This window comes from Rubrivivax gelatinosus IL144, assembly GCF_000284255.1.
In the GTDB taxonomy this organism is placed as follows: domain Bacteria; phylum Pseudomonadota; class Gammaproteobacteria; order Burkholderiales; family Burkholderiaceae_C; genus Rubrivivax; species Rubrivivax gelatinosus_A.
In genome coordinates this window covers 2,634,367-2,658,089 of the sequence record NC_017075.1, presented here as the reverse complement: position 1 = coordinate 2,658,089, position 23,723 = coordinate 2,634,367, and the positions used below count along the sequence as shown (strand labels likewise).

Here is a 23,723-nt window from a genome sequence, read left to right as displayed (position 1 = left end):
CTGGATCGCAGGATCGTCAAGAGCTGATGCGCAGCGCTGCGTTGCGTTGCGTTGTGCTGCGCATCGAGGCCCTCCTGACGCGGCGGCCACCTGGGGCCGGAGCAAGACCGCAGGTTGACCAGGGGCTTATCGCCTGCCGTCATTTGCAAGCGCCCAAACATGTGTTCGGTCTCGGCGCGTGCGTCGCCACCATGCAAGGCGTCCCGCCTCTGCTGCGGCCCGCCGCCCGTCACGGCGGCTTCCATTCGAACGCCGAGACCATGAAAACGATCCTCCACACCGCCGCGCTCGTCGGCGGCGCCCTGGGCACGGTGGCCAGCGTCCCGCCGGCCGTCGCCGCGCCGGCTCCGGCCGCGCCGCAACCCGCCGAACGCCCGGCCAACGCGCCCAACGTCGTCTGGATCCTGCTCGACGACGTCGGCTTCGGCGCCAGTTCGGCCTTCGGCGGCCTGATCGACACGCCCAACCTCGAGGCGCTGGCCGCGCAAGGCCTGCGCTACACCAACTTCCACACCACGGCGATCAGCTCGCCGACACGCGCCGCGCTGCTGACCGGGCGCAACCACCACAGCGTCGGCCTGGGCCTGTTCCCCGAGACCGCCAACGAGCAGCCCGGCTACAACGGCCACATCCCGCCGAGCAAAGGCACGGTGGCCGAGGTGCTGCGTAACGCCGGCTACAGCACGATCGCGGTCGGCAAATGGCATCTGGCGCCGGTCGCCGAAGCCAGCGCCGCCGGCCCGTTCACCGGCTGGCCCACCGGCAAGGGCTTCGACCGCTATTTCGGCTTCCTCTACGGCGAGACCGACCAGTGGGCGCCGCAGCTGGTGGAGGACACCCACGTCGCCGACGTCGACCCGGCCGGCCGCCACCTCAACGAACTGCTGACCGACCGCGCCATCCGCTACGTCGCCAACGCGCGCTCGCTGCGCCCCGACCAACCCTTCTTCCTGTACTACGCGCCCGGGGCCACGCATGCGCCGCACCAGGTGGCGCCGGAGTGGATCCAACGCTACCGCGGCCGTTTCGACGCCGGCTGGGACGCCTACCGAGAACGCACCTTCGCGCGCCAGCGCGAGCTGGGCGTGGTGCCGGCCAACGCCAAGCTGCCGCCGCGGCATCCGCGTGTGCCGGCCTGGGACACGCTGGACGCCGACCACCAGCGGCTGTACGCCCGCTACTTCGAGACCTACGCCGGCTTCCTGTCGTACACCGACGCCGAGATCGGCCGCCTGGTCGACTACCTCAAGCGCAGCGGGCAGTACGAGAACACGATCTTCGCCGTCGTCGTCGGCGACAACGGCGCCAGCAAGGAAGGCACCGACCTCGGCACGCTCAACGGCCTGGGCGACCTGCTGGCGCCGCCGAGCGGCATCGCCGGCGAGCTGGCGCGCATCGACGAGATCGGGTCGAAGACCAGCTCGCCGAACTACCCGCTGGGCTGGGCGCAGGCGACGAACACGCCGTACCGCCAGTGGAAGCAGGACGCCAACGCCGAAGGCGGCACGCGCAACCCGCTGATCCTCGTCGCGCCGGGGCTGCGCGAGCGCGGCACGGTGCGCGAGCAGTTCGGCCACGTCATCGACCTGCTGCCGACGACGCTGGAGCTGGCGCGGCTGCCGGCGCCGCGCACGATCGCCGGCGTCGAGCAGGCACCGTTCGAAGGCGTGAGCCTGGCCGCCAGCGTCACCGACCGCAAGGCGCCGTCGCCGCACCACGTGCAGTACTTCGAGATCAACGGCACGCGTGCGATCTATGCCGACGGCTGGAAGGCTTCGACGCTGCACACGCCGGGCACGCCGTTCGAGCAGGACGCCTGGGAGCTGTACGACCTGCGCGAAGACCCGACCGAGCTGCGCGACCTGGCGGCGCGCCATCCGGACAAGCTCGCCGAGCTGAAGGCGCTGTTCGACGCCGAGGCACGCAAGTACCAGGTCTACCCGCTGAAGGACACGCTGTTCACCGACTTCGCCTCGCGCCGCAGCGTCTTCGGCCAGCGCAAGACGATCGAGCTGCTGCCGGGGCTGGACCCGCTGTTCTCGAGCACCGCGCCCAACGTCGCCTCGGGCGCCTTCGAGATCGCTGCCCAGGTCGAGATCCCCGAGCGCGGCGCGCAGGGCGTGCTGCTGGCCAACGGCGGCCGCTTCGGCGGCGGCAGCTTCTACGTCCAGGCCGGGCGCCTGCACTACGCGCAGAACAACGGCCGCGGCGTGAGCACCGTGTCCAGCGAGCCGCTGGCCCCCGGCCGCTCGACGCTGCGGCTGGTGTTCCGCACGCTGGCGCGCGACAAGGCGCGGGTCCAGCTCTTCCAGGGCGATCGCGCCATCGGCGAAGGCACGGTGCCGCTGAACTTCGGGCTGGCCTACTTCAGCTACGACGAGAGCTTCGACGTCGGCCGCGACCTGCAGACCCCGGTGACGCCCGACTACGCGGCGCCGTTCGCCTTCGACGGCCGGCTGGACAAGGTGACGATCCGCTATCCGCAATGAGCGGGGCCGCCGTGCACCTGATGGCCAAGCCCGCCGGGCCGCTGTGCAACCTGGACTGCCGCTACTGCTTCTACCTGGAGAAGGAGCGGCTGTTCCCGCCGCGCGAGCGTTTCCTGATGGCGCCCGAGGTGCTGCGCGCCTACGTCGAGCAGACGATCCGCGCGACGCCGGGGCCGGAAGTGCTGTTCACCTGGCAGGGCGGCGAGCCACTGCTGCGCGGCCTGGACTTCTACCGCCAGGCCCTCGCCTGGCAGCGCGAGCTGGCCGGCGGCAAGCGGGTGCGCAACACGCTGCAGACCAACGGTGTGCTGCTCGACGACGGCTGGTGCGCCTTCTTCGCCGAAGCCGGCTTCGAGCTCGGCGTCAGTCTGGACGGCCCCGAGGCGCTGCACGACGCCGCGCGCGTCGACAAGCAGGGCCGCGGCAGCTTCGCGCGCGTGATGGCCGGCATCGCCCGGCTGCGCGAGCACGGCGTTCCGTTCAACGTGCTCGTCACGGTCAGCGACGCGGTCTCGCGCCAGCCCGCGGCGGTCTACGACTTCCTCGTCGGCGAAGGCTTCGACCACCTGCAGTTCAACCCGGTCGTCGAGCGCCGGCCGGCCGCCGCCGACCGCGCCCTCGGCCTCAGCTTCGCGCAGCCGCCGGGCGGCACACGCACGCCCGAGCGGCTGGAGACGACGCCCGACAGCGTCGAGCCGCAGCGCTACGGCGAGTTCCTGGTCACGGTCTTCGACCGCTGGGTGCGGCGCGACGTCGGCCGCGTGCACGTGATGAACTTCGAATGGGCGCTGGCCGCCTTCATGGGCCTGCCGGCGACGGTGTGCCTGTTCGCGGCCGACTGCGGCCGCGCGCTGGTGGTCGAGCACGACGGCTCGGTGTTCTCCTGCGACCACTACGTCTACCCGTCGCACCGGCTGGGCCATCTGCTCGACGACGAGGTGACGGCGCTGGCGGAGTCGCCGCGCCAGCGTGCCTTCGGCCAGGCCAAGTCGGCGCTGCCGGCCGAATGCCGGCGCTGCACCTGGCTGGGCGCCTGCCACGGCGAGTGCCCGAAGAACCGCTTCGTGACCTCGGCCGACGGCGAGGCCGGGCTCAACTACCTGTGTCCGGCCTACAAGCGTTACTTCCGCCACGCCGCGCCCTACCTCAACGCGATGGCCAGGCTGATCGCGCTGGGCGAACCGGCGGCGCGCGTGATGGACGCGATCCGCGGCCCGGTGGCCATTCTGCGGCCGGCGGCCTCCGCCGCCTGAGAGCGGCGCTCTGAAATTCCGACGGCGCGTCGCCAGCGCCGTCCGGCGAAGGGTTTCCGACGTTTTCGACATGCCGCCCGCAGATAAGGACGGTGTATTTCCTTCGTTCGCCCCCGGGAACCAATTTCTTACGCTTCGCAGGGAATTACGAAAAAGGCTCCCGAATGGCTAACGAACGCCGCCAATTGCATCTCGGCGCATTTCTCCAGGGTGTCGGCCACCACATCGCCGCGTGGCGCCATCCGGACGTCGATCCGGCCGACGCGACGCGCTACGGCGCGATCCGCGAGCAGGCCCGGCTGGCCGAGCGCGGGCTCTTCGACGCCGTCTTCTTCGCCGACACGCTGGGCGTGCCCGACGGCCCGCCGGAGGTGCTGGCCAAGGGCGCGCTGCCCTATGGCTTCGAGCCGCTGACGCTGCTCTCGGCGCTGGCCGGCGACACCGAACGCATCGGCCTCGTCGCGACGGTGTCGACCAGCTACCTGGCGCCCTTCCACCTGGCGCGCAAGTTCGCGTCGCTGGACCACCTGAGCGGCGGGCGCGCGGGCTGGAACCTCGTCACCTCGGGCACCGACTGGGAGGCACGCGCCTTTGGCCTGGAGCAGCAGACGCCGCATGCCGAGCGTTACCGCCGGGCGCGCGAATACGTCGACGTCGTGAAAGGCCTGTGGGACAGCCTGGGCGACGATCCGTATCTCTTCGACAAGGATTCCGGGAATTACTTCGACGCCGCCCGGCTGAATTTCCTCGACCACCGCGGCGAGTTTTTCCGGCTGCGTGCCGCGCTGCAGTCGGCGCGCCCGCCGCAAGGGTATCCGGTGCTCGTCCAGGCGGGCTCCTCGGACGACGGGCAGGAACTCGCCGCCGCCACCGCCGAGCTCGTCTTCACGGCCCAGCAGACGCTCGCCGACGCGCAGCGTTTCTACCGCGGGCTGAAAGATCGGCTGGAGGCCCACGGGCGCCCGCGCGACGCGCTGAAGGTGCTGCCCGGCGTGCTGCCGGTGCTCGGCGCCAGCGAGGCCGAGGCCCGCGAGAAGTTCGAGCAGCTGCAGTCGCTGATCGACCCGGCGATCGGCCTGGGGCTGCTGTCGGCGCTGCTGGGCAACACCGACCTCACGCGTTACCCGCTGGACGCGCCCTTCCCCGAGATCTCCGCCGGCGAAGGCTGGCACAGCCGCGTGCAGCTCTTCGTCGACCTGGCGCGCCGCGAGAAGCTGACGATCCGCCAGGTCTACGAACGCGCCGCCGGCGCACGCGGCCACCGCGTCGTCGTCGGCACCGCCACCCAGGTCGCCGACGAGCTGGAGAGCTGGTTCCGCAACGAAGCCGCCGACGGCTTCAACGTGCTCGCCCCGACGCTCCCCCACGGCCTGCGCGACTTCGTCGACCAGGTGATCCCGGAGCTGCAGCGCCGCGGCCTGTTCCGCACCGCCTACACCGGCCGCACCCTGCGCGAACACCTGGGGCTGCCGCGGCCGCCGTCTTCCCACTGACCTCGCCATCACCGCCATGAAACGCACCCGCTCCCTGCCCTTCGCCGCCGGCGCGCTGCTCGTCGCCTCGGCCTGGCCGGCCCATGCCGAAGACACGCTGGTCAGCGCCGCCGCAGGCGACGAAGTCCTGGCTGCCGCCGGCCGTCGTGCCGACGAGCCCGTCGGCGTCGAGTCGATCACCGTCACCGCGCGCCGGCGCAGCGAGGACGCGCAGGACGTGCCGGCACCGATCAGCGTGCTCAGCGCGCGCGACCTGGAGGCCCAGCGCCTGTACCAGGTGCAGGACCTGCAGCAAGCGCTGCCCAACGTGACGGCGCAGTTCCTGCACGCGCGCCAGTCCAGCGTCTCGGTGCGCGGCATCGGCAACAACACCGCCAACGAAGGCCTGGAAGGCAGCGCCGGCATCTACCTCGACAACGTCTTCCTCGGCCGCCCGGGGCAGGCGGTATTCGACCTGCTCGACGTCGAGCAGATCGACCTGCTGCGCGGCCCGCAAGGCACGCTGTTCGGCAAGAACACGACCGCCGGGGTGCTGAACATCACGACGCGCGCGCCGACCTTCCAGCCCGAGGCCGCGGTCGAGGCCTCGCTGGGCAACCGCCACTACACGCAGCTCAAGGCCAGCTACTCGGGGCCGCTCGCCGACACCGTGGCCTTCCGTGTCGCCGCCTACGGCACGCACGACGACGGCTGGCTGGAAAACGTCGTGCGCCACGAAACGCTGGACGAGATCAACCGCAAGGGCCTACGCACGCAGCTGCTGCTCAAGCCCGACGAAGGCTTCAGCCTGCGCCTCATCGCCGAGCACAACCAGGAGCGCTCGAGCACCGGCACGCTGGTGCCTTACGCCTTCGGGCCGCTCAACCGCGGCGCCTTCAACAGCCAGAGCAACTACACGAACTACGCCGACTGGGCGCGGCGCCTGGGCGCCACCCCGGTGGTCACCGACCCCGACAAGTACGAGGTGGCGCTGAACGACGAGCAGCGCGCCGACGCGATCCAGAACGCGCTGTCGGCCGAAGCCAACTGGCAGCTCGGCGAGCACCGGCTGACCTCGATCACCGCCTGGCGCAACTGGCGCTTCGACCCGCGCAACGACATCGACGGCACTTCGCTGCCCGGCATCACCGGCGGCTTCACGACGCGCGAGAAGCAGTTCTCGCAGGAGCTGCGGCTGGCCTCGCCGGCCGACCGCTTCTTCGACTACGTCGTCGGCGCCTACTACTACCACCAGAACATCTACAGCCTCAACCGCTACGACACCGGGGCCGCGGCTGCGACGCTGTCCGGCGGCGGCTACCCGGCGAACAACGCGCTCAGCGGGCGCGGCGAGGCGACGACCGACAGCTTCGCGCTGTTCGGCCAGGGCACGCTGCATTTCGAGTCGGGGCTGAACCTCACCGGCGGCCTGCGCGCGACGACCGAGAAGAAGCAGGGCCGGGTGCGCCAGAACGACCTCGAAGCCGCCTCGCCCTACTCCGCGCTGCCGATCTTCGCCGCCTGGGATTCGGGCGAACTCGAACGCCGCGACGACAGCCTGGCCGCGCTGCTGACGGCCAGCGGCAAGCTGTCGGCGCGTTCGCTGGTCTACGCCACGCTGTCGCACGGCGAGAAGTCCGGCGGCTACAACGTCAACAGCGTCGCCTCGCCGGGCTCGGCCTTCGGCCCCGACGCGATCACCGTCGAGCCCGAGAAGGCGAACAACCTGGAGCTGGGCTTCAAGAGCGCGCTGCTGGACAACCGGCTGCAGGTCAACGCCAACCTCTTCGTCACCAAGGTGCGCGACTACCAGGCGGTGACGACGCAGTTCTACGCCCCGACCAACGGCTTCCTGCAGGTGCTGACCAACGTCGGCGACGTCACCAGCAAAGGCGTGGAGTTCGACGTCAAGGGTCAGCTGACACGCGCGCTGTCGCTGAGCTTCAACGGCGCCTACACCCGCGCCACCTTCGACAACGGCAGCGGGCCGACGCCGTTCGAGGTCTACAACGGCGGCTACGGCCGCGGCTCGCAGAGCATCGCCGGCAACGAGGTCAACGGCGCGCCGAAGTGGACCGCCAATCTCGGCGCCCAGTACCGCCACTTCGTGGCCGACGGCGTCGAGTTCTACGCCAACGGCCACTACGCCTGGCGCTCGTCGACCTACGGCGACCTGAACAACTCGGTGTACTCGCGCATCCCGTCGTACGCGCTGGTCAACCTGGCCGCCGGCTGGCGCCTGGCCGCGGCCGACGGCGGCGGCTGGGACCTCTCGCTGTGGGTCAGGAACGCCTTCGACAAGCACCACTACCTGGGCCTGACGAGCGTCGGCAACAACGCCTACTTCGCCTCGGCCGGCCAGCCGCGCACGCTGGGGGCGACGCTGCGCTACGACTTCTTCTGATCGGGGCCGGCCGGCCCTGCGGACGACGCATGTCGATATGCGTCGCGCGCAGTGGCCGGCGCCTGCCTGCCGCCACTAGCCTCTCGCGTTTTGGCGTTGCCGGCCCACCGCCGGCCAGGAGAAGAGCGCGTGATCCATTTCGTTCTGCACGACCCGGGCGACAGCGTCGGCGTCGTGGTCGTCGAAGGCGTCAAGGCCGGCATGGCGCTGGAAGGCTGGATCCTCGACGAGGACCGCGGCACCGGCGTCGTCGCGCGCCAGGACATCCCGATCGGCCACAAGGTCGCGCTGGTCGACCTGCAGCCCGGCGACACGGTGCTGAAGTACGGCCTGGACATCGGCCGCGTGGTGGCGACTATCCGCGCCGGCGAGCACGCCCACGTGCACAACATCAAGACCAAGCGCTGGTGAGCCCATGTCCCTGATCGACTCGAACACCCGATTCCTGGGCTACCGGCGCGAGAACGGCCGCGTCGGCGTGCGCAACCACGTCCTGATCCTGCCCGTCGACGACCTGTCCAACGCCGCCGCCGAGGCCGTGGCGCACGCGATCCCCGGCACGCTGGCGATCCCGCATCCCTACGGCCGGCTGCAGTTCGGTGCCGACCTCGACTTGCACTTCCGCACCCTGATCGGCACCGGCTGCAACCCGAACGTCGCCGCGGTCGTCGTCATCGGCATCGAGGACGGCTGGACACGCCGCGTCGTCGACGGCATCGCCGCCAGCGGCAAGCCGGTCACCGGTTTCGGCATCGAGCTGCACGGCGACCACCAGACGATCCTGAACGCCAGCCGCGCCGCGCGCGAGTACCTGCAGTGGGCCAGCGAGAAGCAGCGCGAGTCCTGCGCGCTGCACGAGCTCTGGGTCAGCACCAAGTGCGGCGAGAGCGACACGACGAGCGGCTGCGGCGCCAACCCGACCGTCGGCAACGCCTTCGACAAGCTGCACACGATCGGCAGCACGCTGTGCTTCGGCGAGACCACCGAGCTGACCGGCGGCGAGCACATCGTCGAGTCGCGCTGCGCCAACGACGCGGTGCGCGCGCGCTTTCGCTTCATGTTCGACCGCTACCAGGCGGTCATCGAGCGCCACAAGACCAGCGACCTGTCCGAGAGCCAGCCGACCAAGGGCAACATCGCCGGCGGGCTGACGACGATCGAGGAGAAAGCGTTGGGCAACATCCAGAAGATCGGCAAACGCTGCACCGTCGACGGCGTGCTCGACAAGGCCGAAGTGCCGACGCACCCGGGGCTGTGGTTCATGGACTCCTCGTCGGCCGCGGCCGAGATGGTGACGCTGTGCGCGGCCGCGGGCTTCGCCGTGCACTTCTTCCCGACCGGCCAGGGCAACGTCATCGGCAACCCGATCCTGCCGGTCATCAAGCTCTGCGCCAACCCGCGCACGGTGCGCACGATGAGCGAGCATATCGACGTCGACGTGACCGGGCTGCTGCAGAACGAGCTGACGCTGGACGCTGCCGGCGACCGCGCGCTGGAGATGCTGCTGCGCACCGCCAACGGCCGCCTCACCGCAGCCGAGGCGCTGGGGCACCGCGAGTTCGTGCTGACGCGGCTCTACGAATCGGCATGACGCGGCTGTCGCTGGCCGAAGCCCAGGCGCGCGTCGCCGCCGTGCTGCGCGCGGCCGGGGCCGGTGCCGCGATGGCCGAATCCACCGCGCGCGCCCTGGTGCTGGCCGAGGCTCAGGGGCTGGCCTCGCACGGCTTGTCGCGTGTCGCCCAGTACGCCACGCATCTTCGCAACGGCCGCGTCGACGGCAGCGCCAAGGCCCGGCTGCAGCGGCGGCGTGGCGGCGCGATCCTCGTCGACGCCGGCGGCGGCCTCGCCTTCCCGGCCTGCGAACTTGCGCTGCGCGAAGCCGAGGCCGCCGCGCGCGAGCACGGCCTGGCGTTCGCCGGCGTCGTGCGCAGCCATCACGCTGGCGTGCTCGCCGACCACCTGCGGCCGGTGGCGGCCGCGGGCATGGTGGGTCTGGCCTTCACGAGTTCTCCGGCCGCGATGCCGGCGGCCGGCGGCCGGCACGCGGTGTTCGGCACCAACCCGGTGGCGGCGGTGTTCCCGCGCCGTCCCCTGGCCGCGCTGCCGGACGGCGGGCGCGATCCGCTGATCATCGACCTGAGCCTGAGCGAAGTCGCGCGCGGCAAGCTGCTCGTCGCCGCGCAGGCCGGCCGGCCGATCCCGGAGGGCTGGGCACTCGACGCCGAGGGTCGGCCCACCACGGACGCGCGCGCCGGGCTGGCGGGCTCGATGCTGCCGATCGGCTCGTCCACCGGGACCAAGGGCGCGATGCTGGCACTGGTCGTCGAACTGCTGGCGAGCGCACTGATCGGCGCCAACTTCGGCTTCGAGGCCTCGAGCTTCTTCGTCGACGAGGGCAACCGGCCGGGGCTGGGACAGGCCTTCCTGGTCATCGATCCCGACGCCTTGGCCGGGCGGGAGCTTTATCTGGATCGTGTCGAAGTGCTGGTCGCCGAGATGCTGGCCGACGAGGGCGTGCGCCTGCCCGGCGCGCGGCGCGAGGCGCTGCGCCGGCGTGCGGCGAGCGAGGGCATCGAGGTCGACGAGGCGCTGCTCGCGGCGTGGGCCGCATCAGCCCATGACGACCCGGGAATTGGCATCACGAAATAAAAGACAGCGGGGTCAAGCGCAATTCCAGAATAAGCATCCGCGTTGCGCCGAATCCGGCTGGACAACACGATCGACGTTCTCCGATTCATTCCATTCGAGAACGCCAATGCAACGACGAGACTGGATGCGCTGGGCGCTGTGGAGCGCGGTCGGCGGCGGCGCGGGCAGCACCGCGCTGGCCCAGAACCCGGTGAACGGCTACCCCAAGGCGGGAGCCACGCTGCGCTACATCGTGCCCTTCCCGCCGGGCGGGTTGACCGACGTCGTCGCCCGCCTCGTCGGGCAACAGCTCGGGGCGCGATGGGGCGTCAACGTCGTCATCGACAACAAGCCTGGTGGCGGCGCGCAGATCGGCGCCGACGCGGCGGCCAAGTCACCCGGTGACGGCTACACGCTGCTGGCAATCACGCTGGCGCATGCCGCGAATGCCACGCTGTTCAAGGGGCGTGCTCCGTTCGACCTGAAACGCGACCTGCGGCCGGTGGCCTTGCTCGCAGGTTCGCCGATGCTCGTCGTCGTGCCCGCCGCCAGCCCGATCAAGGACTTCAAGGACCTGGTGGCGCAGGCGCACCAGCGGCCGCTGAACACCGGGTCCTCAGGCAACGGCACGCCGCCGCACCTGACGGCCGAGCTGTTCGCGGACCTGACGCAGACCTCGCTGCAGCACATCCCGTACAAGGGCGGCGCGCCCAGCCTGACCGACCTGATCGGCGGCCAGCTCGACGTCATCTTCTCCAACTTCCCGGAGAGCATCGCCCACGTCAAGGCCGGCAAGCTGCGCGCGCTGGCGATCACCAGCCCGCACCGTCACCCGCAGGTGCCGGAGGTGCCGACGACGGCCGAACTGGGGCTGGCGCAGCTGCAGGTGGAGAACTGGACCGGCATCCTGGCACCGGCCTCGACGCCGGACGCGATCGTCGACAAGCTCGGTGCCGAGGCGGTGGCTATCATCCAGAGCCCCGAGGTCGCCGAACGCGCGCGCGCCCAGGGCTTTCGCATCGACGCGCGCGGGCCGCGCGAATTCGGCAGCTTCCTCAACGCCGAGATCGAGCGCTGGGCGCGCATCATCTCGGCATCCAGGATTCAGCCAGATTGAGGTCCAGATCCCGTCTGCCGACATCGTTCGCGGCGACTCGTAAGTGACAGCCATGCGACACCGAGTCAACTGCCGGCATGAGGATCGCCGATCTCTGGCGGGCTGATCTAATCGGCCGGCGGCCCTGTGTGGCACGCGGCCGGCGTCGCGCGGGCCACCGGATCCGGAACGCTGGATGACGACTCCCCCACTGCTCGCTGCCGAGGCCCCCCTTCCGCTGCGCGGGTTGCTCCGCGACATCGCGGCCGTCTTCCTGCTGTGCTTCGGATTGAAGCTCGCCGCGACGCTGCTGTCCTTGGCCGCCGGCTGGCATGGATCGGTGGCCACCCTGCTCGGCAGTGCGTTGACGCTGGCCGCTGGTTTCGTGCTGCTGAAGTCGATGCCGGATAGGCGCGCCGGCTCCGGCGCTCGATGGCGCTTGCCAGGGAAGGGAGGCGCGGCCTTCGTCGTCGCCGCCCTCGCCTGTCTGGGCCTCCTGCTCCTGCAGGTGATGATCGTGCCTGCCCAGGGCACGTGGTCGCCCTTGCTCCAGCACCAGGGCGCCACGGCCGTCGTTCTGTACCTGCTGAGCTATGCGCTGATCGAGCCGGTGGGCGAAGAGCTGCTCTTTCGTGGCTTCCTGCAGAGCCGCATGCTGGCCGCGCTAGGGGCTCCCGCGGCGCTGATCGGCGTCAACCTGTTGTTCAGCCTCGGACACTGGAGCTCCTGGACCGCGATGGTCTTCGCCGTGGCCTTCGGCCTCGTGCTCAGCCTCTATCGCCACGGCGGGGGCTCGCTGCTCGCCTGCGCGGCGATCCACGTCGTCCACAACTCGCTGGTCTACGTCGACAAGTATTTCTTCGGCGTGTTGGTCCGCGTCTGAGCGGCGCGTCGGCGGCGGGCCCGGCGCGCCGCGCGCCGAGCGCCACCGCCTCAGGAATGCCGCCGCCGCCGCTCCACCGACTCGATGCGCAGCATCTGCCGGTACTTGGTCACCGTGCGCCGGGCGACGACCAGGCCCTGCTGCGCGAGCTGGCGCGTGATCTCCGCATCCGACATCGGACGATCCGGGCGTTCGGCCTCGATGATGTCCTTGATCAGGCCGCGGATCGCGGTCGCCGAGCAGGCGCTGCCGTTGGCGCTGATCATCGCCCGCGAGAAGAAGTACTTCAGCTCGAAGACGCCGATCGGCGTGGCCATGTACTTGTTGTTCGTCACCCGCGACACGGTGGACTCGTGGATGCCGACCTCGTCGGCGATCTCGCGCAGCACCAGCGGCTTCATCGCCATCGGGCCGTACTCGAGGAAGTGGCGCTGGCGGCGCACGATCGCCTGGGCGACGTCGAGGATGGTCGAGAAGCGCTGCTCGACGTTGCGCAGCGTCCAGCGCGCGTCCTGCAGATGGCCGGCCATCTCGGTGTTCTGGGCGCTGCGGTGGCGCTGGAACAGCTCGGCGTAGACGTGGTTGAAGCGCACGCGCGGCACGATCGCCGGGTTCAACTGCACCGTCCACTGCCCGCGCACGCGCTTGACCAGCACGTCGGGCACGACGTAGGCGATGTGCGAGGACCCGAAGCGCCAGCCCGGGCGCGGGTCGAGCCGGCGGATGCGGTCGCAGACCGCCTCGACGCGCGCCGGCGTCTCGCCGAGCTGGTGGGCCAGGCCGTTGACGTCCTTGGCCGCCAGCGTCTGCAGGTGGCGCGAGACGATGCGCTCGGCCAGCAGCCGCGTCGCTTCGCAATCGATCTTCGACAGCTGCAGCTGCAGGCACTCGGCGACGCTGCGCGCGCCGATGCCGGCCGGGTCCAGCGACTGCACACGCTTCAAGGCGATGTTCAGTTCGGTCGGCGTCGGCGGCGGGTCCAGCTGCAGCACCTGGGCCACCTCCTCCAGCGGCGTGCGCAGGTAGCCGTCGTCGTCCAGCGACTCGACGATGGCCTGCGCCAGCGCCCGGTCGCGTGGCTCCAGCGGCAGCACGTTGAGCTGCTCGTGCAGATGCATGTTGAGCGTCGTCTCGACGGCCATCATCTCCATCGCCGAGATCTCGCCGTCCTCGGCGCGGCGGGTCGAGCCCGGGCCGTCGGCGTGCCACATGTCGCGGTCGTCGCCCTGCTCCATCGACAGGCTGTCGGCCTCGCCCACGGGGGGCGACGCGTCCTCGCCCGCGGTCTCGCTTTCGGGCGCCGCCGACGGTTCGCCGTCCTCGCCTTCCTCGGGTTCGAGGAAGGGGTTCTGGCCCATCTTGTCGCGCACCATCGCGGCAAAGTCCAGCGAAGACATCTGCAGCAGGCGCACGGCGTGCTGCAGGCGCGGCGAAAGCGTCTGCGTCTGTCGGTGTTCCGCTCTCAGGTCCATCGATGCCATCGGTGTCTGCCTCCTCTTTGGTTGGGCGCCTCCGTCCGCCGGCTTCGCCGTGCCGCCGCGGGCGCAAGAGGCTTCGCCGCAACCCCCGTGCCGGGGGAGAGGGCCGGTCGCAAACCGATACAACTGCACGGCAACGCCTCGCGTTCCCAGGCGTGCGGACGTAAGCAGCTGCAACGACGCCTGCTCCCGTACGCGCGGATGAACGATGGGATGTGCGCAACGGCAACACTTTTGCGGCAAAGCGTGCCAGCGGGCACGCCGGCCGTGGCGGGGATCCGGTCCCGGCGGCACAGCGATTGCCGGCCCGGGGCAACGTTCAAGGAGATCCCATGCCCCGTACATCACGCGCCGCCCAGTCCGCCCGGGAACAGGTCCTCACCGACCTGAAGAACGACCACAAGCGGGTCAAGAAGGCCTACAAGGACTTCGAGAAGCTCGACTCGGACGACCCCGAGGCCTGCCGGGCCATCGTCGAGCAGGTGCTGCTGGAACTGCAGGTCCACGCCACCCTCGAGGAAGAACTGCTCTACCCCGCCGCACGCGAGGCGCTCGAGCAGGCCGACCTCATCGACGAGGCCGAGGTCGAGCACGAGTCGGCCCACCAGCTGATCGACCAGCTGCGCAGCCTCGGCCCCGAGGACGAGAAGTACGCCGCCCGCTTCACCGTGCTGTGCGAGTACGTGCTGCACCACGTGAAGGAAGAGGAAGGCGAACTCTTCCCGGCTCTCGAACAGGCGCGCCTGGACTGGGAGCAGATCGCCGAGGCGATGAGCGCCCGGCGCCAGGAACTCACCGCCGACCCCAGCGACGACGCCAGCGTCGCCACCGGCGAGGGGCAGACCGCCGGCAGCCTGCTGGCCGCCGACGGCGTCTCCGACGACGGCCTGGCGAACTCGCGCAAGATCTGAGCACGGGTCCCGAGGCCGCGTTGCTGCGGCCTCAGGACGGCTGGTCGTAATCGCCGGTCAGCTCGACGCGGCGCGCGCGCAGGCGTTTGCCGAGTTCGGCGAGGTCCAGCCCTTCGGCGAGCGGGAACAGGCGTTCCTCCTCGAAAGCGGCATGGCGGCGCAAGGCCTCGGCGAGCGCGGCGACGCCGCCGTCGGCCTGCGCCGACTCGGTCAGGCGGCGCAGCTGGCGGTCCAGGCGTTCGTGCTCGGCACGGGCCTGGGTCAGCGTCTCGCCGGCCGGCAGCGCCGGATAGAAGATCTCGTCCTCGATGCGGGCATGGATGCGCAGACGCCCGCCGATGCGCGCCAGCAGCCCGCTGCAATCGGCGGCGCTCGCGTCGCCTTCGACCAGGCTCGCGTACTCCTCGCACAGCTGCTGCAGGCGGCGATGATCCTCGCGCAGCAGTTCGCGCGCGTCGTGGGTCCGCGGCGGGGCCGCGGTGGCGTTTCGGGCTGGATCCATACGTTTCCTCGTTGAGCTGGCGCAGGCCCTGGCAAGCGGCAGGCCCGGCATGGGCACAGCGCTTGCCCTGAGCGGCGCACCATGACTTGCCAGGAGAACTCGACGATGAAAACCACTTCCCTGCTGCTGGCCGCCGTGCTCGGCCTGGGCACGCTGGCGACGACCGGCTGTGCGGTGACCGACGGCCAGAGCAGCGTCGGCCAGTACGTCGACGATTCGACGATCACCACCCGCGTGAAGAAGCGCATGGCCGAGGACCCGACGGTGAGCGCGATGCGCATCAGCGTCGAGACGCTCAACGGCACGGTGCAGCTGTCGGGCTTCGCGACGACGCAGAACGAGAAGGACCACGCGGCCCAGATCGCGCGCGGCGTGCCCGACGTGAAGGACGTGCGCAACAACATCACGGTGCGCTCGGCCAGCCAGTGAACCAGGCGGCCTGCACGCCGGCACCCGGCCCGGGCTGAAGCGCCCGGCCGTGCACGACGGCTCCCGCCCGACCGGGCCCCAGCAGGGCATCGCGCTGCGGGGGCTTTTCGTTCTCGCCGTGCTGGCCTTCGTCAAGCTGGCGCAGCCGCTGCTGGCACCGGTGCTGTTCGCGCTGGTGCTGGCCGTCGTGCTGGCGCCGGCGGTGCAATCGCTGCGGCGTCGCGGCGTGCCGGAGTACGTCGGCGCCGGGCTCGTCGTCGGCGCGCTGCTGGCCAGCGTGCTGCCGCTGGCCGCGGCGCTGGCCGAACCCGCCGCCGCCTGGTGGCAGCGGGCGCCGGAGGTGCTGGCCGAGCTCGCCGTGCGGCTGCAGCGCCTGCGCGCGGCGATCCCGGGGCTGGACACTGCCGGCGGCGGGCCCGGGCCGATCGCCGAGCACCTGGCCACCGAAGGCATGGCGCTCACCGGGCTGGTGCTCGGCCGCAGCCTGGCGTTCGCGCTGTCGGCCGCGGCCACCGTCATCCTGCTGTACTTCCTGCTCGCCGGCGAGCACTGGCTGCTGCCGCGGGCGGTGCAGGCCCTGCCGCGGCCGCGCCAGCGGGCGCTGGTGCTGGCGGGCGCGCTGGCCGCGCAGCGCGACATCGGGCGCTTCCTGTCCTCGCTGGCGATGATCAACGCCGGCGTCGCGCTCGCCGTCGGCCTGGGCCTGCATCTGGCCGGGTTGCCCAACCCCTTGATGTGGGGCGTGGTCAGCGGGGTGCTGAACTTCATCCCCTATCTCGGCCCGGTGGCCATCGTCGGGCTGCTCGGCGTCGCCGGGCTGCTGGCCTTCCCGACCGGCTGGATGCCGCTGCTGCCGCCGGCGCTGTTCCTGGCCGTGCACGCCGTCGAGGCGAATTTCATCGCGCCCTGGTTCGTCGGCCGGCGCCTGGTGCTGAGCCCCGTGTCGGTCTTCCTCTCGGTGATGCTCTGGGGCTGGCTGTGGGGCATCGCCGGGGCGCTGGTGGCGGTGCCGGTGCTGATCGGCCTGCGGGCGGTGTGCCGCCGCACGCCGCGGCTGCGCTGGCTGGGGGTGCTGCTGGACGGTCGCCGCGGCACGGCCCCGTCCTTGCGCACGCTGCTGGCGGCCCGGCCGCGTGCGCCGGGCGACGGCTAGGGCCGTCTTGATCCGACGCTGTCCTGGACGCCCGCCGGCTCGGTCGTGAGGGCCCCGGGTTCGGCCGGCTGCGGCTCGCGCAAGCCCGGCGCCAGGCCCGGGCCGGCCGGCTGCGAGGCCGAAGGCGCGTGCTGTGGCAGCGGGAACGGTGGCGGCTGTAGGCGGGCCGCGGGAGCGCCGGGCACCGCGGGCGCCGGAGGCGGCAGCGTCGGCACGGCGTTGGGGTCGGTGTCGGTGGTCTGGGCCGACACGAAGCCGGCGGCCAGCAACGGCAGCACGGCCCAGGCGTGGCGCGGGGACGGACGGAGGATTCGCATCGTGGTGCTCCGGTGGCAAGGAGGCGGCGCGGCAAGACCGGTGCCGCGGATTGGGGGATGCGCCGCGGCACGCCGCTTGCCCTGCGCCCGCCGCGTGCCCACGCGAACGAGCTCCAGGACCGAATGTCCAAGTCAAACGCCCCTCCGTCGCGATACCCCGGTTCGCCGGCGCCTCCCCGTCCCGACTGGGACCGCGGCTTGTCCGAGCCGCTGATCGGCGGCAACCACGTCGCGCTGCTGGCCGACGACGACACCGGCTTCGCCGCGATGCTCGAGGCGGTCGACTCAGCGCGCGACCACGTCAACGTCGAGAACCTGGTCGACATCGACGGTCACGGCCTGGCCCTGCTGCAGCGGCTGGCAGCGCGCGCACGGGCGGGCATCCGCGTCAACCTGCTGGTCGACCGCGGGCCGCTGGGCGACGGGGCCGGCGAGGCGCTGCAGCCGTTGCGTCTGGCCGGCGTCAGCCTCGGCGAACACGACACCGCGTCCTGGAGCAGCCTCTTCGCCGGCCCGCCGCGGCGCTGCGAGCCGCGTGAACTGCTGGTCGTCGACGGCCGCGACGCCTTCGTCGGCGGCCTGGACGTGCCCGCGGGGCGAGGCCGCCCCGACGGCGCGCGCCCGGGGCCGCGGCTGCGCATCCAGGGGCCGGTGCTGCAGCGGCTGCAGCGTGTCTTCGTCGCCCACTGGCAGCGCTTCGCGCGCGGGCCGATGCAGCAGGCGCGCTACTTTCCGGCCCAGGCGCCGGCCGGCGTGCAGCGGGTCGCGGTCGCCGTCGGCGACAACGGCCAGCACAACCCCTTCATCGAGGCGCTGCTGGGCGCCGTCGCCAGCGCGTCGCGCCGCGTGCTGGTGGCCAGCCCCTGCGAAGCGCCGCCGCGGCGCCTGGTGCAGGCGCTGGTGCAGGCGCGTGCCCGCGGCGTCTTCGTCGAGGTCATCGTGCCGCGCGCCGGCCGCGGCCTGCTGCGCGGCCTGCCGATGCGCCAGACGCTGCAGGCCGCCGGCGTCGTCGTGCACGAGGCGCAGTCCGGCCGCTGGCACGCACGGCTGAGCGTCGTCGACGGCGAATGGGTCGGCATCGGCTCGACCCGGCTGGACTGGCGCAACGTCGTGCGCGACGGCGAGGCCGGCATCGTCGTCATCGATCCCGGCCTGGCCGGCCGGCTGGAGCGGGTGTTCGAGGAGGATGCGTCGCAGGCGCGGGCCGGCGCGGCGCAGCCCCAGGCCGGGCAGCACTGGCGCCACGCGGCGCCTGGCGGCACGGCCGGCCGCCGCTGAGCGCCCCCGCCCCGCGGACAGGCGGGGTTGCTGTTCACGGCCGGGAGGCTGCGACACACTGGACCTTCGATGCCGTCGATCTCCATCCGTTCGCGTCTGCTGCTGCTGGTCCTCGCGGTGCTGCTGCCGGCGGTGGCGGCTGCGGCCCTGGTCATCGCGCGTACCTGGGCCGCCGAGCGCGCGGCGCTGGAGCGCAACCTGCGCGACACGGCGCGTGCGCTGTCGACGGTGATCGATCGCGAGATCGACCAGCGCGCGACCATCGTGCGCGTGCTGGCCACCGCCCGCTCGCTGGAGAACGCGCCCTACCTGACGCCCGAACAACGGCGCGTCTTCGACCGCCAGGCGCGCCGCGCGATCGACGGCATGGACGGCTGGGTCGAGCTGACCGACGGCGAGCACGTCGTGCTGAGCACGCGCGACGCGCCCGATGCGCCGCCCTCCGGCGCCTCGGCCCCCGACCTCGCCCAGGCCGCCGCGGTGCGGCCGCTGGCGACGAGCGCGGCGGCGTCCGGCCCGCATGCCCGCGTCGTGCAGCCGGTCGTGCGCGACGGCCGCGTCGTCGCCAACCTCGAGATGACGATCCTGCCCGAGGAGCTGCAGCGCATCATCGACCGCCAGAGCCTGCCGCCGGGCTGGCTGGGCACGATCCTCGACGCCGACGGCTCGGTCGTCGCGCGCCATCCGGGCGGCATCCAGCACGCCGGACGCCGGGCGACGCCGGACATCCTGGCGCGGCTCTCGCGCGACCGCGAAGGCTTCTTCGACTCGGTGTCGCTGGACGGCGTGCCGGTGCGCGGTTTTTTCAGCAAATCCGTGCAAGGCTGGACCTACATGGCGGCGATGCCGCAGCCGGCGATCGCCGGCTCGCTGCCGCCGGCGGTGCTGCAGCTGGGCGCCGGCGCGCTGCTGCTGCTGGGGCTGGCCGTAGCCGGCGCGCTCTTCGTCGCGCGGCGCATCGTCGGCCCGGTGAACTCGCTGAAGGAGGCGGCGGCGCGCATGCGCGCCGGCCAGCCGGTGGCCCACCGCACGACCGGCCTGGCCGAGTGCGACGACGTCGCCGCCGCGCTGGCCGAGGCCGCCGAGTCCATCCAGCACGCCCAGGCCGACCTCGAGCGCCAGGTCGCCGACGCGGTGGCGCGCACGCGCCAGGCCGAGCAGCGTGTCTCGCTGAGCCAGCGCGTGGAGGCGCTGGGCCGGCTGACCGGCGGCGTCGCGCACGACTTCAACAACCTGCTGGGCGTGATCAGCAACAGCGCCCACCTGATCCAGCGCCGCGCCACCACGCCCGAGATCCAGGCGCCAGTGGCCGCGACGCTGCGCGCGGTCGAGGTCGGCAGCCGGCTCACCCAGCACCTGCTGCGCTTCTCGGGCCGCCACCCGACGCGGCCGACGCGCATCGAGCTCGCGCGCTATCTCGCCGAGTCGCAGGAGCTGATCCGCGTCGTGCTGGGCAAACGCTGCGAACTCTCGGTCACGGTGGCGCCGGGCACCGCGGGCATCCACGTCGATTCCAGCGAGCTCGAGCTGGCGCTGATCAACCTGGCGCTCAACGCCCGCGACGCCCTGCCCGCCGGCGGCCACGTCTGGATCGAGGCGCGCGACGCCGCCGAAGGCGATGCCGCCGAGCTGCCACCCGGGCCCTACGTGCAGATCATGGTCAGCGACGACGGCAGCGGCATCGACGAGGCCATCGCCCACCGGGTGTTCGAGCCCTTCTTCACGACCAAGGGCGTCGGCAAGGGCACCGGGCTGGGCCTGATCCAGGTGCACGGCTTCTGCGCCCAGGCCGGCGGCCGCGCGGCGATCGCCAGCACGCGAGGGCTGGGCACGACGGTGACGCTGCTGCTGCCGGCCGCCGGCGAGGACGAGGCCGGCGTCGGCCCGGCGCCGGCGCCGCTGCCCGAAGGCGGGCTGTACGGCGTGCGCGTGCTGCTGGTCGAGGACAACCCCGAACTGGCCGACGTCACCGCCGGCCTGCTCGATTCGCTGGGCTGCCGCGTCGTGCGCGCACGCAGCCCCGAGGAAGCGCTGGCCCTGGTCGGCGACGGCCGCCGGCTCGACGTCGTGCTCTCGGACGTCGTGATGCCGGGCGACATGGACGGCATCGCGCTGGCGCGCGAGCTGCGCCGCTGCCTGCCGCAGCTGCCGGTGGTGCTGATCAGCGGCTTCAGCAGCGCGCTGCAGGACGGCCACGGTTTCCCGGTGCTGGCCAAGCCCTGCACACCCGAGGAGCTGGTGCGCGCGCTGCGCCAGGCGATCGACGGCCGTCGTCCATGACCTTTCGCGGCCGCGGGAACGCGGCCTGCCGACGTTGGCGAGATGCCGTGGCCGTTGCCGCGGCTCACCGCGAACGAAAGGACTTCCCATGATGGACCGCAAGGACGTCGTCGACAGCCTGAACCGGCTGATCGAGACCAGCAAGGACGGCGAATACGGCTTTCGCACCAGCGCCGAACACGTGCGCGACGCGCAGCTCAAGCAGGTCTTCCTGGCCCGCGCCGACGAGTGCCGCCAGGGCGCGGCCGAACTGCAGACCCTGGTCGTGCAGTACGGCGGCACGGCCGAGGACGGCGGCTCGGCCACCGGCGCCATGCACCGCGGCTGGGTCGCGGTGAAGGGCACGCTGGCCGGCTACAGCGACCTGGCGATGCTCGAGGAATGCGAGCGCGGCGAGGACACGGCGCTCGAGCGCTACCGTGCCGCGCTCGCCGAGGACCTGCCGGGCGACGCGCGCAGCGTCGTCGAACGCCAGTTCGAAGGCGTCAGGCGCAACCACGCCCAGATCCGCACGCTGCGCGACGCGGCGCGCGCGCGCACGGCCTGAACGGCCGCGGGGCGCCGAGGCGCCCCGCCCTCTTTCTCAACCCCGGCCCGGTTCGCGCGCTTCGGCGTCCGCGTCCGGGTCGTCCGTCGTCGGCGGGTCGTTTTCCGCCGGCAGATCGGCATCCAGGTCGTCGGGCGAGACCGGCGGCGTGCGCCCCGGCACCGGCGGCTGGGTCGCGGCGGCCGCGGCGTCGGAGCGGCCGTCACCGACCGGGTCGGCCGATTCGTCCTCGACCTCGGCTTCCTCGTCCAGCGGGTCGGGCGCCGCGGCTTCGATGAAGTCCAGGTCGGGATCCTCGTCGTCGTGGTCGGCGCCTTCGTGGGCCGGGTCGACGATGCGGTCGATGCCGATGTCGGCGCCGTCGCGTCCGGCGTCCAGCCCGGCGCTGCGGCGCTCGCCGGTGCCGGCGGCATCGGTGGCGTCGGCGGACGCGGTGTCGGCGCCGGCCGGCCGGCTGCGCTCGCCAGCGAGCGCGCTGTCGACCGGTTCGTCGGGGTCGCCACCGGGGCTGGTGTCCAGGCCGGCGACGTCGCTGCCGCTGTCGGAGCTGTCGCTGGGGCCGAGGGCGTCGGTGTCGCGGCCGGCGGGCTCGGGGGGCGCGCGGTCGATGCCGAGCAAGGGGCTGTGGGCCATGTCGTGTCTCCTGCCGCCGACGCGGCGGCTCGGCCACGGGACGGCAAGCCCCGTGCCCCCGGGCGAGCGCGGCTCAGCCGCCGCCGGGACGGTCGCGACCGGCGCGGCGGCCGTCCTCGCCGCCGCTCTGCACGCGGATCACGCTGATGTCGCCGTCGCTCTCGATGCGCGCGTACTTGACCTCGGCGAGCTTCTCGATGCCGTTCTCGCGCAGCCGCGACATCAGCTCGGGCACCGTGATCAGCTCGCGGCGCAGGTTGCGCGCCACCAGCTTGCCGTGGCGCACCAGCACGACCGCCGGCGGCTCGACCAGCTTGCGCAGCAGCGGGTAGCGATAGCCGGCCCAGTCCATCAGCGCGCTCCAGCCGGCGATCGTGGCGACCAGCAGCATGCCTTCGGAGACCGAGTCGTAGCCGCCGGCCATCGCGTTCTGCGAGGCGTCGGCCACCAGCACCAGCAGCAGGATGTCGGCGATGCCGATCGAGCCCGAGTCGCGCCGCAGCGCGAAGCGGAACAGCAGGAACAGGAACCAGTACATCAGCGTGCCGCGCAGCACGATCTCCAGCGGCGGGACGTCGAAACGCCAGAGCGCGGCCAGATCGGCGAGCGTCATCGGGGTTCAGCCGGCGCCGTGCCGGTGCAGCCGCTCGACCGGGAAGCCTTCGCCCTGCGCGATGTCCAGCAGCGCCTGCAGCGTGGCCGGGTCGACGGTGGGCGTGCGCGACAGCAGCCACAGCGACTCGCGGCTGGGGTGGCCGACCAGTGCCACCGAGTAGCCGCGGTCCAGCGCGAGGATCTGGTAGTCGGCCCAGCCGATCGGCAGCGCGTGCAGCCAGGCGGGCAGGAAGTTCACTTCGAGCCGCGCGTTGCCGCTGCCGGGCACGACCCGGGCGACACCCCGGGCGACGCGTTCGCGGCCGTCGCTGCCCAGGCAGCGGTTCTCGACCCTCAGCTGCGCGCCGGCCTGCGTGTAATGCGCCGTCGGCTGGCCGTCGCAGCCGGCTTCGTAAGGCGCGCCCAGTCGGGCGACCTCGTACCAGCTGCCGGCGTAGCGCGCCAGGTCCACGTGTTCGACGGTCGCCAGCGGCGGCCCTTCGGGCTTGTGCAGCCATTTCTGCAGCAGCGGCACGCCGACACCGAGCACCGCGGCCACCGTGCCGGGGCTGGTGCGGCTGCGCCAGCGGGCCGGCAGCAGCGGCCACAGCAGGCCCAGCAGGCCGACCCAGGGCAGCCCGCCGGCGTCGACGCCGCCGTGCGCCGGCGGCACGCCGTGCACTTGCACCGGCGCCGACGGGCCGGGACGCATCACGCGCCACAGCGTGGTGCCGGCCAGCAACACGGCGACGCCCGAAGCGGCCAGCCGCCACGGGCTGGCGGCGTGGCGCACGCGCCGGCCCAGCGAGTCGATGCCGTCGAGCAGCCGGCGCTCGCGCGCCACCAGCGCCTCTTCGGCGGCCCGGATGCGGGTGTCGAGATCGTCTTCAGGCAGCGGCACGGGCGCGTTCATCGGCAGCAGCTTCGTTCGCATGGCGCACCGAGGCGCCGGGAGACAGCGTGAGGTGACGGCGTGTGCGCGGCAGGCGCAGCAGCGGCACCAGGGCACGCACGCGGCGCAGCGCCAGCAGGGCCGCGGCCAGGTTCAGCGCCAGCACGATGGCCAGCGCCACGGCCCAGTGCAGGCCGGTTTCGAGCAGCGCGACGGTGACGCCGGCCCACAGCGCCAGCCAGCCGGTCACCGCCAGCACCGCCGCGGCGACCACCAGCATCAGGATCTGCGCCAGCGCGCGCCCGGCGCGCACGAGTTCCAGCGAGAACAGCTCGACCCGGTCGCTGACCAGGCCGGGCAGTTCGCCCAGCACCGACTGCAGCGCGTCGAGCCAGCCCTGCGGCGGTGGCGGGGCCGCGGCGGGCGCGGCCCCACCCTCGCCCTCGCCGACGGGCGGCGCGGTGCGGGGGTCCATCGGCCGCGC

The 23,723-nt window shown here is 72.3% G+C and carries 22 protein-coding genes; 15 read left to right on the top strand and 7 right to left on the bottom strand.

The features are described 5' to 3' along the window. Positions 1-260 precede the first annotated feature (260 nt). The 9 genes from RGE_RS12300 to RGE_RS12260 all read left to right on the top strand — a co-directional run bounded on the left by RGE_RS12300 (position 261) and on the right by RGE_RS12260 (position 12,225). The gene (locus RGE_RS12300) at positions 261-2,489 is read left to right on the top strand and encodes a sulfatase-like hydrolase/transferase (protein WP_014428729.1); all 2,229 of its coding nucleotides are present in this window, start codon (positions 261-263) and stop codon (positions 2,487-2,489) included. Beyond that, complete coding sequence (locus tag RGE_RS12295) at positions 2,486-3,742, top strand: anaerobic sulfatase maturase (protein ID WP_014428728.1); 1,257 nt, start codon at positions 2,486-2,488, stop codon at positions 3,740-3,742. The genes RGE_RS12300 and RGE_RS12295 overlap by 4 nt, the downstream gene beginning before the upstream one ends. 164 nt (positions 3,743-3,906) lie before the next feature. Next, complete coding sequence (locus RGE_RS12290; RefSeq protein WP_014428727.1) at positions 3,907-5,235, top strand: LLM class flavin-dependent oxidoreductase; 1,329 nt, start codon at positions 3,907-3,909, stop codon at positions 5,233-5,235. 16 nt (positions 5,236-5,251) lie between these two features. Next, entirely contained in the window at positions 5,252-7,618 is a 2,367-nt protein-coding gene (locus RGE_RS12285) for a TonB-dependent receptor (RefSeq protein ID WP_014428726.1), read from the top strand. A 129-nt stretch (positions 7,619-7,747) separates the two neighbouring features. Beyond that, positions 7,748-8,029, top strand: a complete 282-nt coding sequence (locus RGE_RS12280) for a UxaA family hydrolase (RefSeq protein ID WP_014428725.1) — start codon at positions 7,748-7,750, stop codon at positions 8,027-8,029. Between the two features lie 4 nt (positions 8,030-8,033). Beyond that, positions 8,034-9,209 (top strand): UxaA family hydrolase, encoded by a 1,176-nt coding sequence (locus RGE_RS12275; protein WP_014428724.1) that lies wholly within the window; start codon positions 8,034-8,036, stop codon positions 9,207-9,209. Then, positions 9,206-10,267 carry an Ldh family oxidoreductase gene (locus RGE_RS12270; RefSeq protein WP_014428723.1) on the top strand — a complete coding sequence of 354 codons (1,062 nt, stop codon included), beginning with the start codon at positions 9,206-9,208 and terminating at the stop codon, positions 10,265-10,267. The genes RGE_RS12275 and RGE_RS12270 overlap by 4 nt, the downstream gene beginning before the upstream one ends. A 106-nt stretch (positions 10,268-10,373) precedes the next feature. After that, a complete protein-coding gene (locus RGE_RS12265; RefSeq protein ID WP_043784040.1) occupies positions 10,374-11,363 on the top strand; it encodes a Bug family tripartite tricarboxylate transporter substrate binding protein in 990 nt (329 codons plus the stop codon). 175 nt (positions 11,364-11,538) lie between these two features. Next, on the top strand, positions 11,539-12,225 hold the full coding sequence (locus RGE_RS12260; RefSeq protein ID WP_043784038.1) for a CPBP family intramembrane glutamic endopeptidase: 687 nt from the start codon (positions 11,539-11,541) through the stop codon (positions 12,223-12,225). A 50-nt stretch (positions 12,226-12,275) separates the two neighbouring features. Here RGE_RS12260 and rpoN read toward each other — a convergent pair whose 3' ends face one another. Beyond that, a complete protein-coding gene (gene rpoN / locus RGE_RS12255; protein ID WP_231384681.1) occupies positions 12,276-13,697 on the bottom strand; it encodes an RNA polymerase factor sigma-54 in 1,422 nt (473 codons plus the stop codon). Positions 13,698-14,035: 338 nt separating this feature from the next. Here rpoN and RGE_RS12250 point away from each other — a divergent pair, with 338 nt between their 5' ends. Then, entirely contained in the window at positions 14,036-14,614 is a 579-nt protein-coding gene (locus RGE_RS12250; protein ID WP_014428719.1) for a hemerythrin domain-containing protein, read from the top strand. Positions 14,615-14,645: 31 nt separating this feature from the next. Here the strand turns inward: RGE_RS12250 and RGE_RS12245 are convergent, their stop codons facing one another. Then, the gene (locus RGE_RS12245) at positions 14,646-15,116 is read right to left on the bottom strand and encodes a hemerythrin domain-containing protein (protein ID WP_014428718.1); all 471 of its coding nucleotides are present in this window, start codon (positions 15,114-15,116) and stop codon (positions 14,646-14,648) included. Positions 15,117-15,221: 105 nt separating this feature from the next. Between RGE_RS12245 and RGE_RS12240 the strand changes: the two genes are divergently transcribed. Together RGE_RS12240 and RGE_RS12235 are read left to right on the top strand one after the other, a co-directional pair. Beyond that, the gene (locus tag RGE_RS12240; protein ID WP_043784037.1) at positions 15,222-15,545 is read left to right on the top strand and encodes a BON domain-containing protein; all 324 of its coding nucleotides are present in this window, start codon (positions 15,222-15,224) and stop codon (positions 15,543-15,545) included. Positions 15,546-15,594: 49 nt separating this feature from the next. Continuing rightward, positions 15,595-16,698, top strand: coding sequence for an AI-2E family transporter (locus tag RGE_RS12235; protein ID WP_014428716.1), 1,104 nt, complete (start codon positions 15,595-15,597; stop codon positions 16,696-16,698). Here the strand turns inward: RGE_RS12235 and RGE_RS12230 are convergent. Further along, positions 16,695-17,015 (bottom strand): hypothetical protein, encoded by a 321-nt coding sequence (locus RGE_RS12230; RefSeq protein WP_043784035.1) that lies wholly within the window; start codon positions 17,013-17,015, stop codon positions 16,695-16,697. The genes RGE_RS12235 and RGE_RS12230 overlap by 4 nt on opposite strands. Positions 17,016-17,213: 198 nt before the next feature. Here RGE_RS12230 and RGE_RS12225 point away from each other — a divergent pair, with 198 nt between their 5' ends. From RGE_RS12225 to RGE_RS12215, 3 genes are all read left to right on the top strand, one after another. Beyond that, positions 17,214-18,293 (top strand): phospholipase D-like domain-containing protein, encoded by a 1,080-nt coding sequence (locus tag RGE_RS12225; protein WP_014428714.1) that lies wholly within the window; start codon positions 17,214-17,216, stop codon positions 18,291-18,293. Positions 18,294-18,362: 69 nt separating this feature from the next. Continuing rightward, a complete protein-coding gene (locus tag RGE_RS23220) occupies positions 18,363-20,573 on the top strand; it encodes a hybrid sensor histidine kinase/response regulator (RefSeq protein WP_014428713.1) in 2,211 nt (736 codons plus the stop codon). 88 nt (positions 20,574-20,661) lie between these two features. Then, positions 20,662-21,120, top strand: a complete 459-nt coding sequence (locus tag RGE_RS12215; protein ID WP_014428712.1) for a ferritin-like domain-containing protein — start codon at positions 20,662-20,664, stop codon at positions 21,118-21,120. Positions 21,121-21,156: 36 nt separating this feature from the next. Here the strand turns inward: RGE_RS12215 and RGE_RS24075 are convergent, their stop codons facing one another. The 4 genes from RGE_RS24075 to RGE_RS12195 form a co-directional block, all read right to left on the bottom strand. After that, complete coding sequence (locus RGE_RS24075; RefSeq protein WP_014428711.1) at positions 21,157-21,753, bottom strand: hypothetical protein; 597 nt, start codon at positions 21,751-21,753, stop codon at positions 21,157-21,159. Between the two features lie 73 nt (positions 21,754-21,826). Next, the gene (locus RGE_RS12205) at positions 21,827-22,366 is read right to left on the bottom strand and encodes a DUF421 domain-containing protein (protein WP_014428710.1); all 540 of its coding nucleotides are present in this window, start codon (positions 22,364-22,366) and stop codon (positions 21,827-21,829) included. A 6-nt stretch (positions 22,367-22,372) separates the two neighbouring features. Continuing rightward, entirely contained in the window at positions 22,373-23,260 is an 888-nt protein-coding gene (locus tag RGE_RS12200; RefSeq protein WP_014428709.1) for a lipocalin family protein, read from the bottom strand. Then, complete coding sequence (locus RGE_RS12195) at positions 23,235-23,714, bottom strand: phage holin family protein (protein ID WP_014428708.1); 480 nt, start codon at positions 23,712-23,714, stop codon at positions 23,235-23,237. The genes RGE_RS12200 and RGE_RS12195 overlap by 26 nt, the downstream gene beginning before the upstream one ends. Between the last annotated feature and the right edge of the window lie 9 nt (positions 23,715-23,723).

Bases quoted from the DNA above. Each gene is read 5' to 3' on its own strand.
- RGE_RS12295 (WP_014428728.1), top strand. From the start codon at position 2,486: ATGAGCGGGGCCGCCGTGCACCTGATGGCCAAGCCCGCCGGGCCGCTG.
- RGE_RS24075 (WP_014428711.1), bottom strand. From the start codon at position 21,753: ATGGCCCACAGCCCCTTGCTCGGCATCGACCGCGCGCCCCCCGAGCCC.
- rpoN (WP_231384681.1), bottom strand. From the start codon at position 13,697: ATGGACCTGAGAGCGGAACACCGACAGACGCAGACGCTTTCGCCGCGC.
- RGE_RS12205 (WP_014428710.1), bottom strand. From the start codon at position 22,366: ATGACGCTCGCCGATCTGGCCGCGCTCTGGCGTTTCGACGTCCCGCCG.
- RGE_RS12260 (WP_043784038.1), top strand. From the start codon at position 11,539: ATGACGACTCCCCCACTGCTCGCTGCCGAGGCCCCCCTTCCGCTGCGC.
- RGE_RS12270 (WP_014428723.1), top strand. From the start codon at position 9,206: ATGACGCGGCTGTCGCTGGCCGAAGCCCAGGCGCGCGTCGCCGCCGTG.
- RGE_RS12300 (WP_014428729.1), top strand. From the start codon at position 261: ATGAAAACGATCCTCCACACCGCCGCGCTCGTCGGCGGCGCCCTGGGC.
- RGE_RS23220 (WP_014428713.1), top strand. From the start codon at position 18,363: ATGCCGTCGATCTCCATCCGTTCGCGTCTGCTGCTGCTGGTCCTCGCG.
- RGE_RS12195 (WP_014428708.1), bottom strand. From the start codon at position 23,714: ATGGACCCCCGCACCGCGCCGCCCGTCGGCGAGGGCGAGGGTGGGGCC.
- RGE_RS12250 (WP_014428719.1), top strand. From the start codon at position 14,036: ATGCCCCGTACATCACGCGCCGCCCAGTCCGCCCGGGAACAGGTCCTC.
- RGE_RS12230 (WP_043784035.1), bottom strand. From the start codon at position 17,015: ATGCGAATCCTCCGTCCGTCCCCGCGCCACGCCTGGGCCGTGCTGCCG.
- RGE_RS12200 (WP_014428709.1), bottom strand. From the start codon at position 23,260: ATGAACGCGCCCGTGCCGCTGCCTGAAGACGATCTCGACACCCGCATC.
- RGE_RS12245 (WP_014428718.1), bottom strand. From the start codon at position 15,116: ATGGATCCAGCCCGAAACGCCACCGCGGCCCCGCCGCGGACCCACGAC.
- RGE_RS12240 (WP_043784037.1), top strand. From the start codon at position 15,222: ATGAAAACCACTTCCCTGCTGCTGGCCGCCGTGCTCGGCCTGGGCACG.
- RGE_RS12285 (WP_014428726.1), top strand. From the start codon at position 5,252: ATGAAACGCACCCGCTCCCTGCCCTTCGCCGCCGGCGCGCTGCTCGTC.
- RGE_RS12265 (WP_043784040.1), top strand. From the start codon at position 10,374: ATGCAACGACGAGACTGGATGCGCTGGGCGCTGTGGAGCGCGGTCGGC.
- RGE_RS12290 (WP_014428727.1), top strand. From the start codon at position 3,907: ATGGCTAACGAACGCCGCCAATTGCATCTCGGCGCATTTCTCCAGGGT.
- RGE_RS12275 (WP_014428724.1), top strand. From the start codon at position 8,034: ATGTCCCTGATCGACTCGAACACCCGATTCCTGGGCTACCGGCGCGAG.
- RGE_RS12215 (WP_014428712.1), top strand. From the start codon at position 20,662: ATGATGGACCGCAAGGACGTCGTCGACAGCCTGAACCGGCTGATCGAG.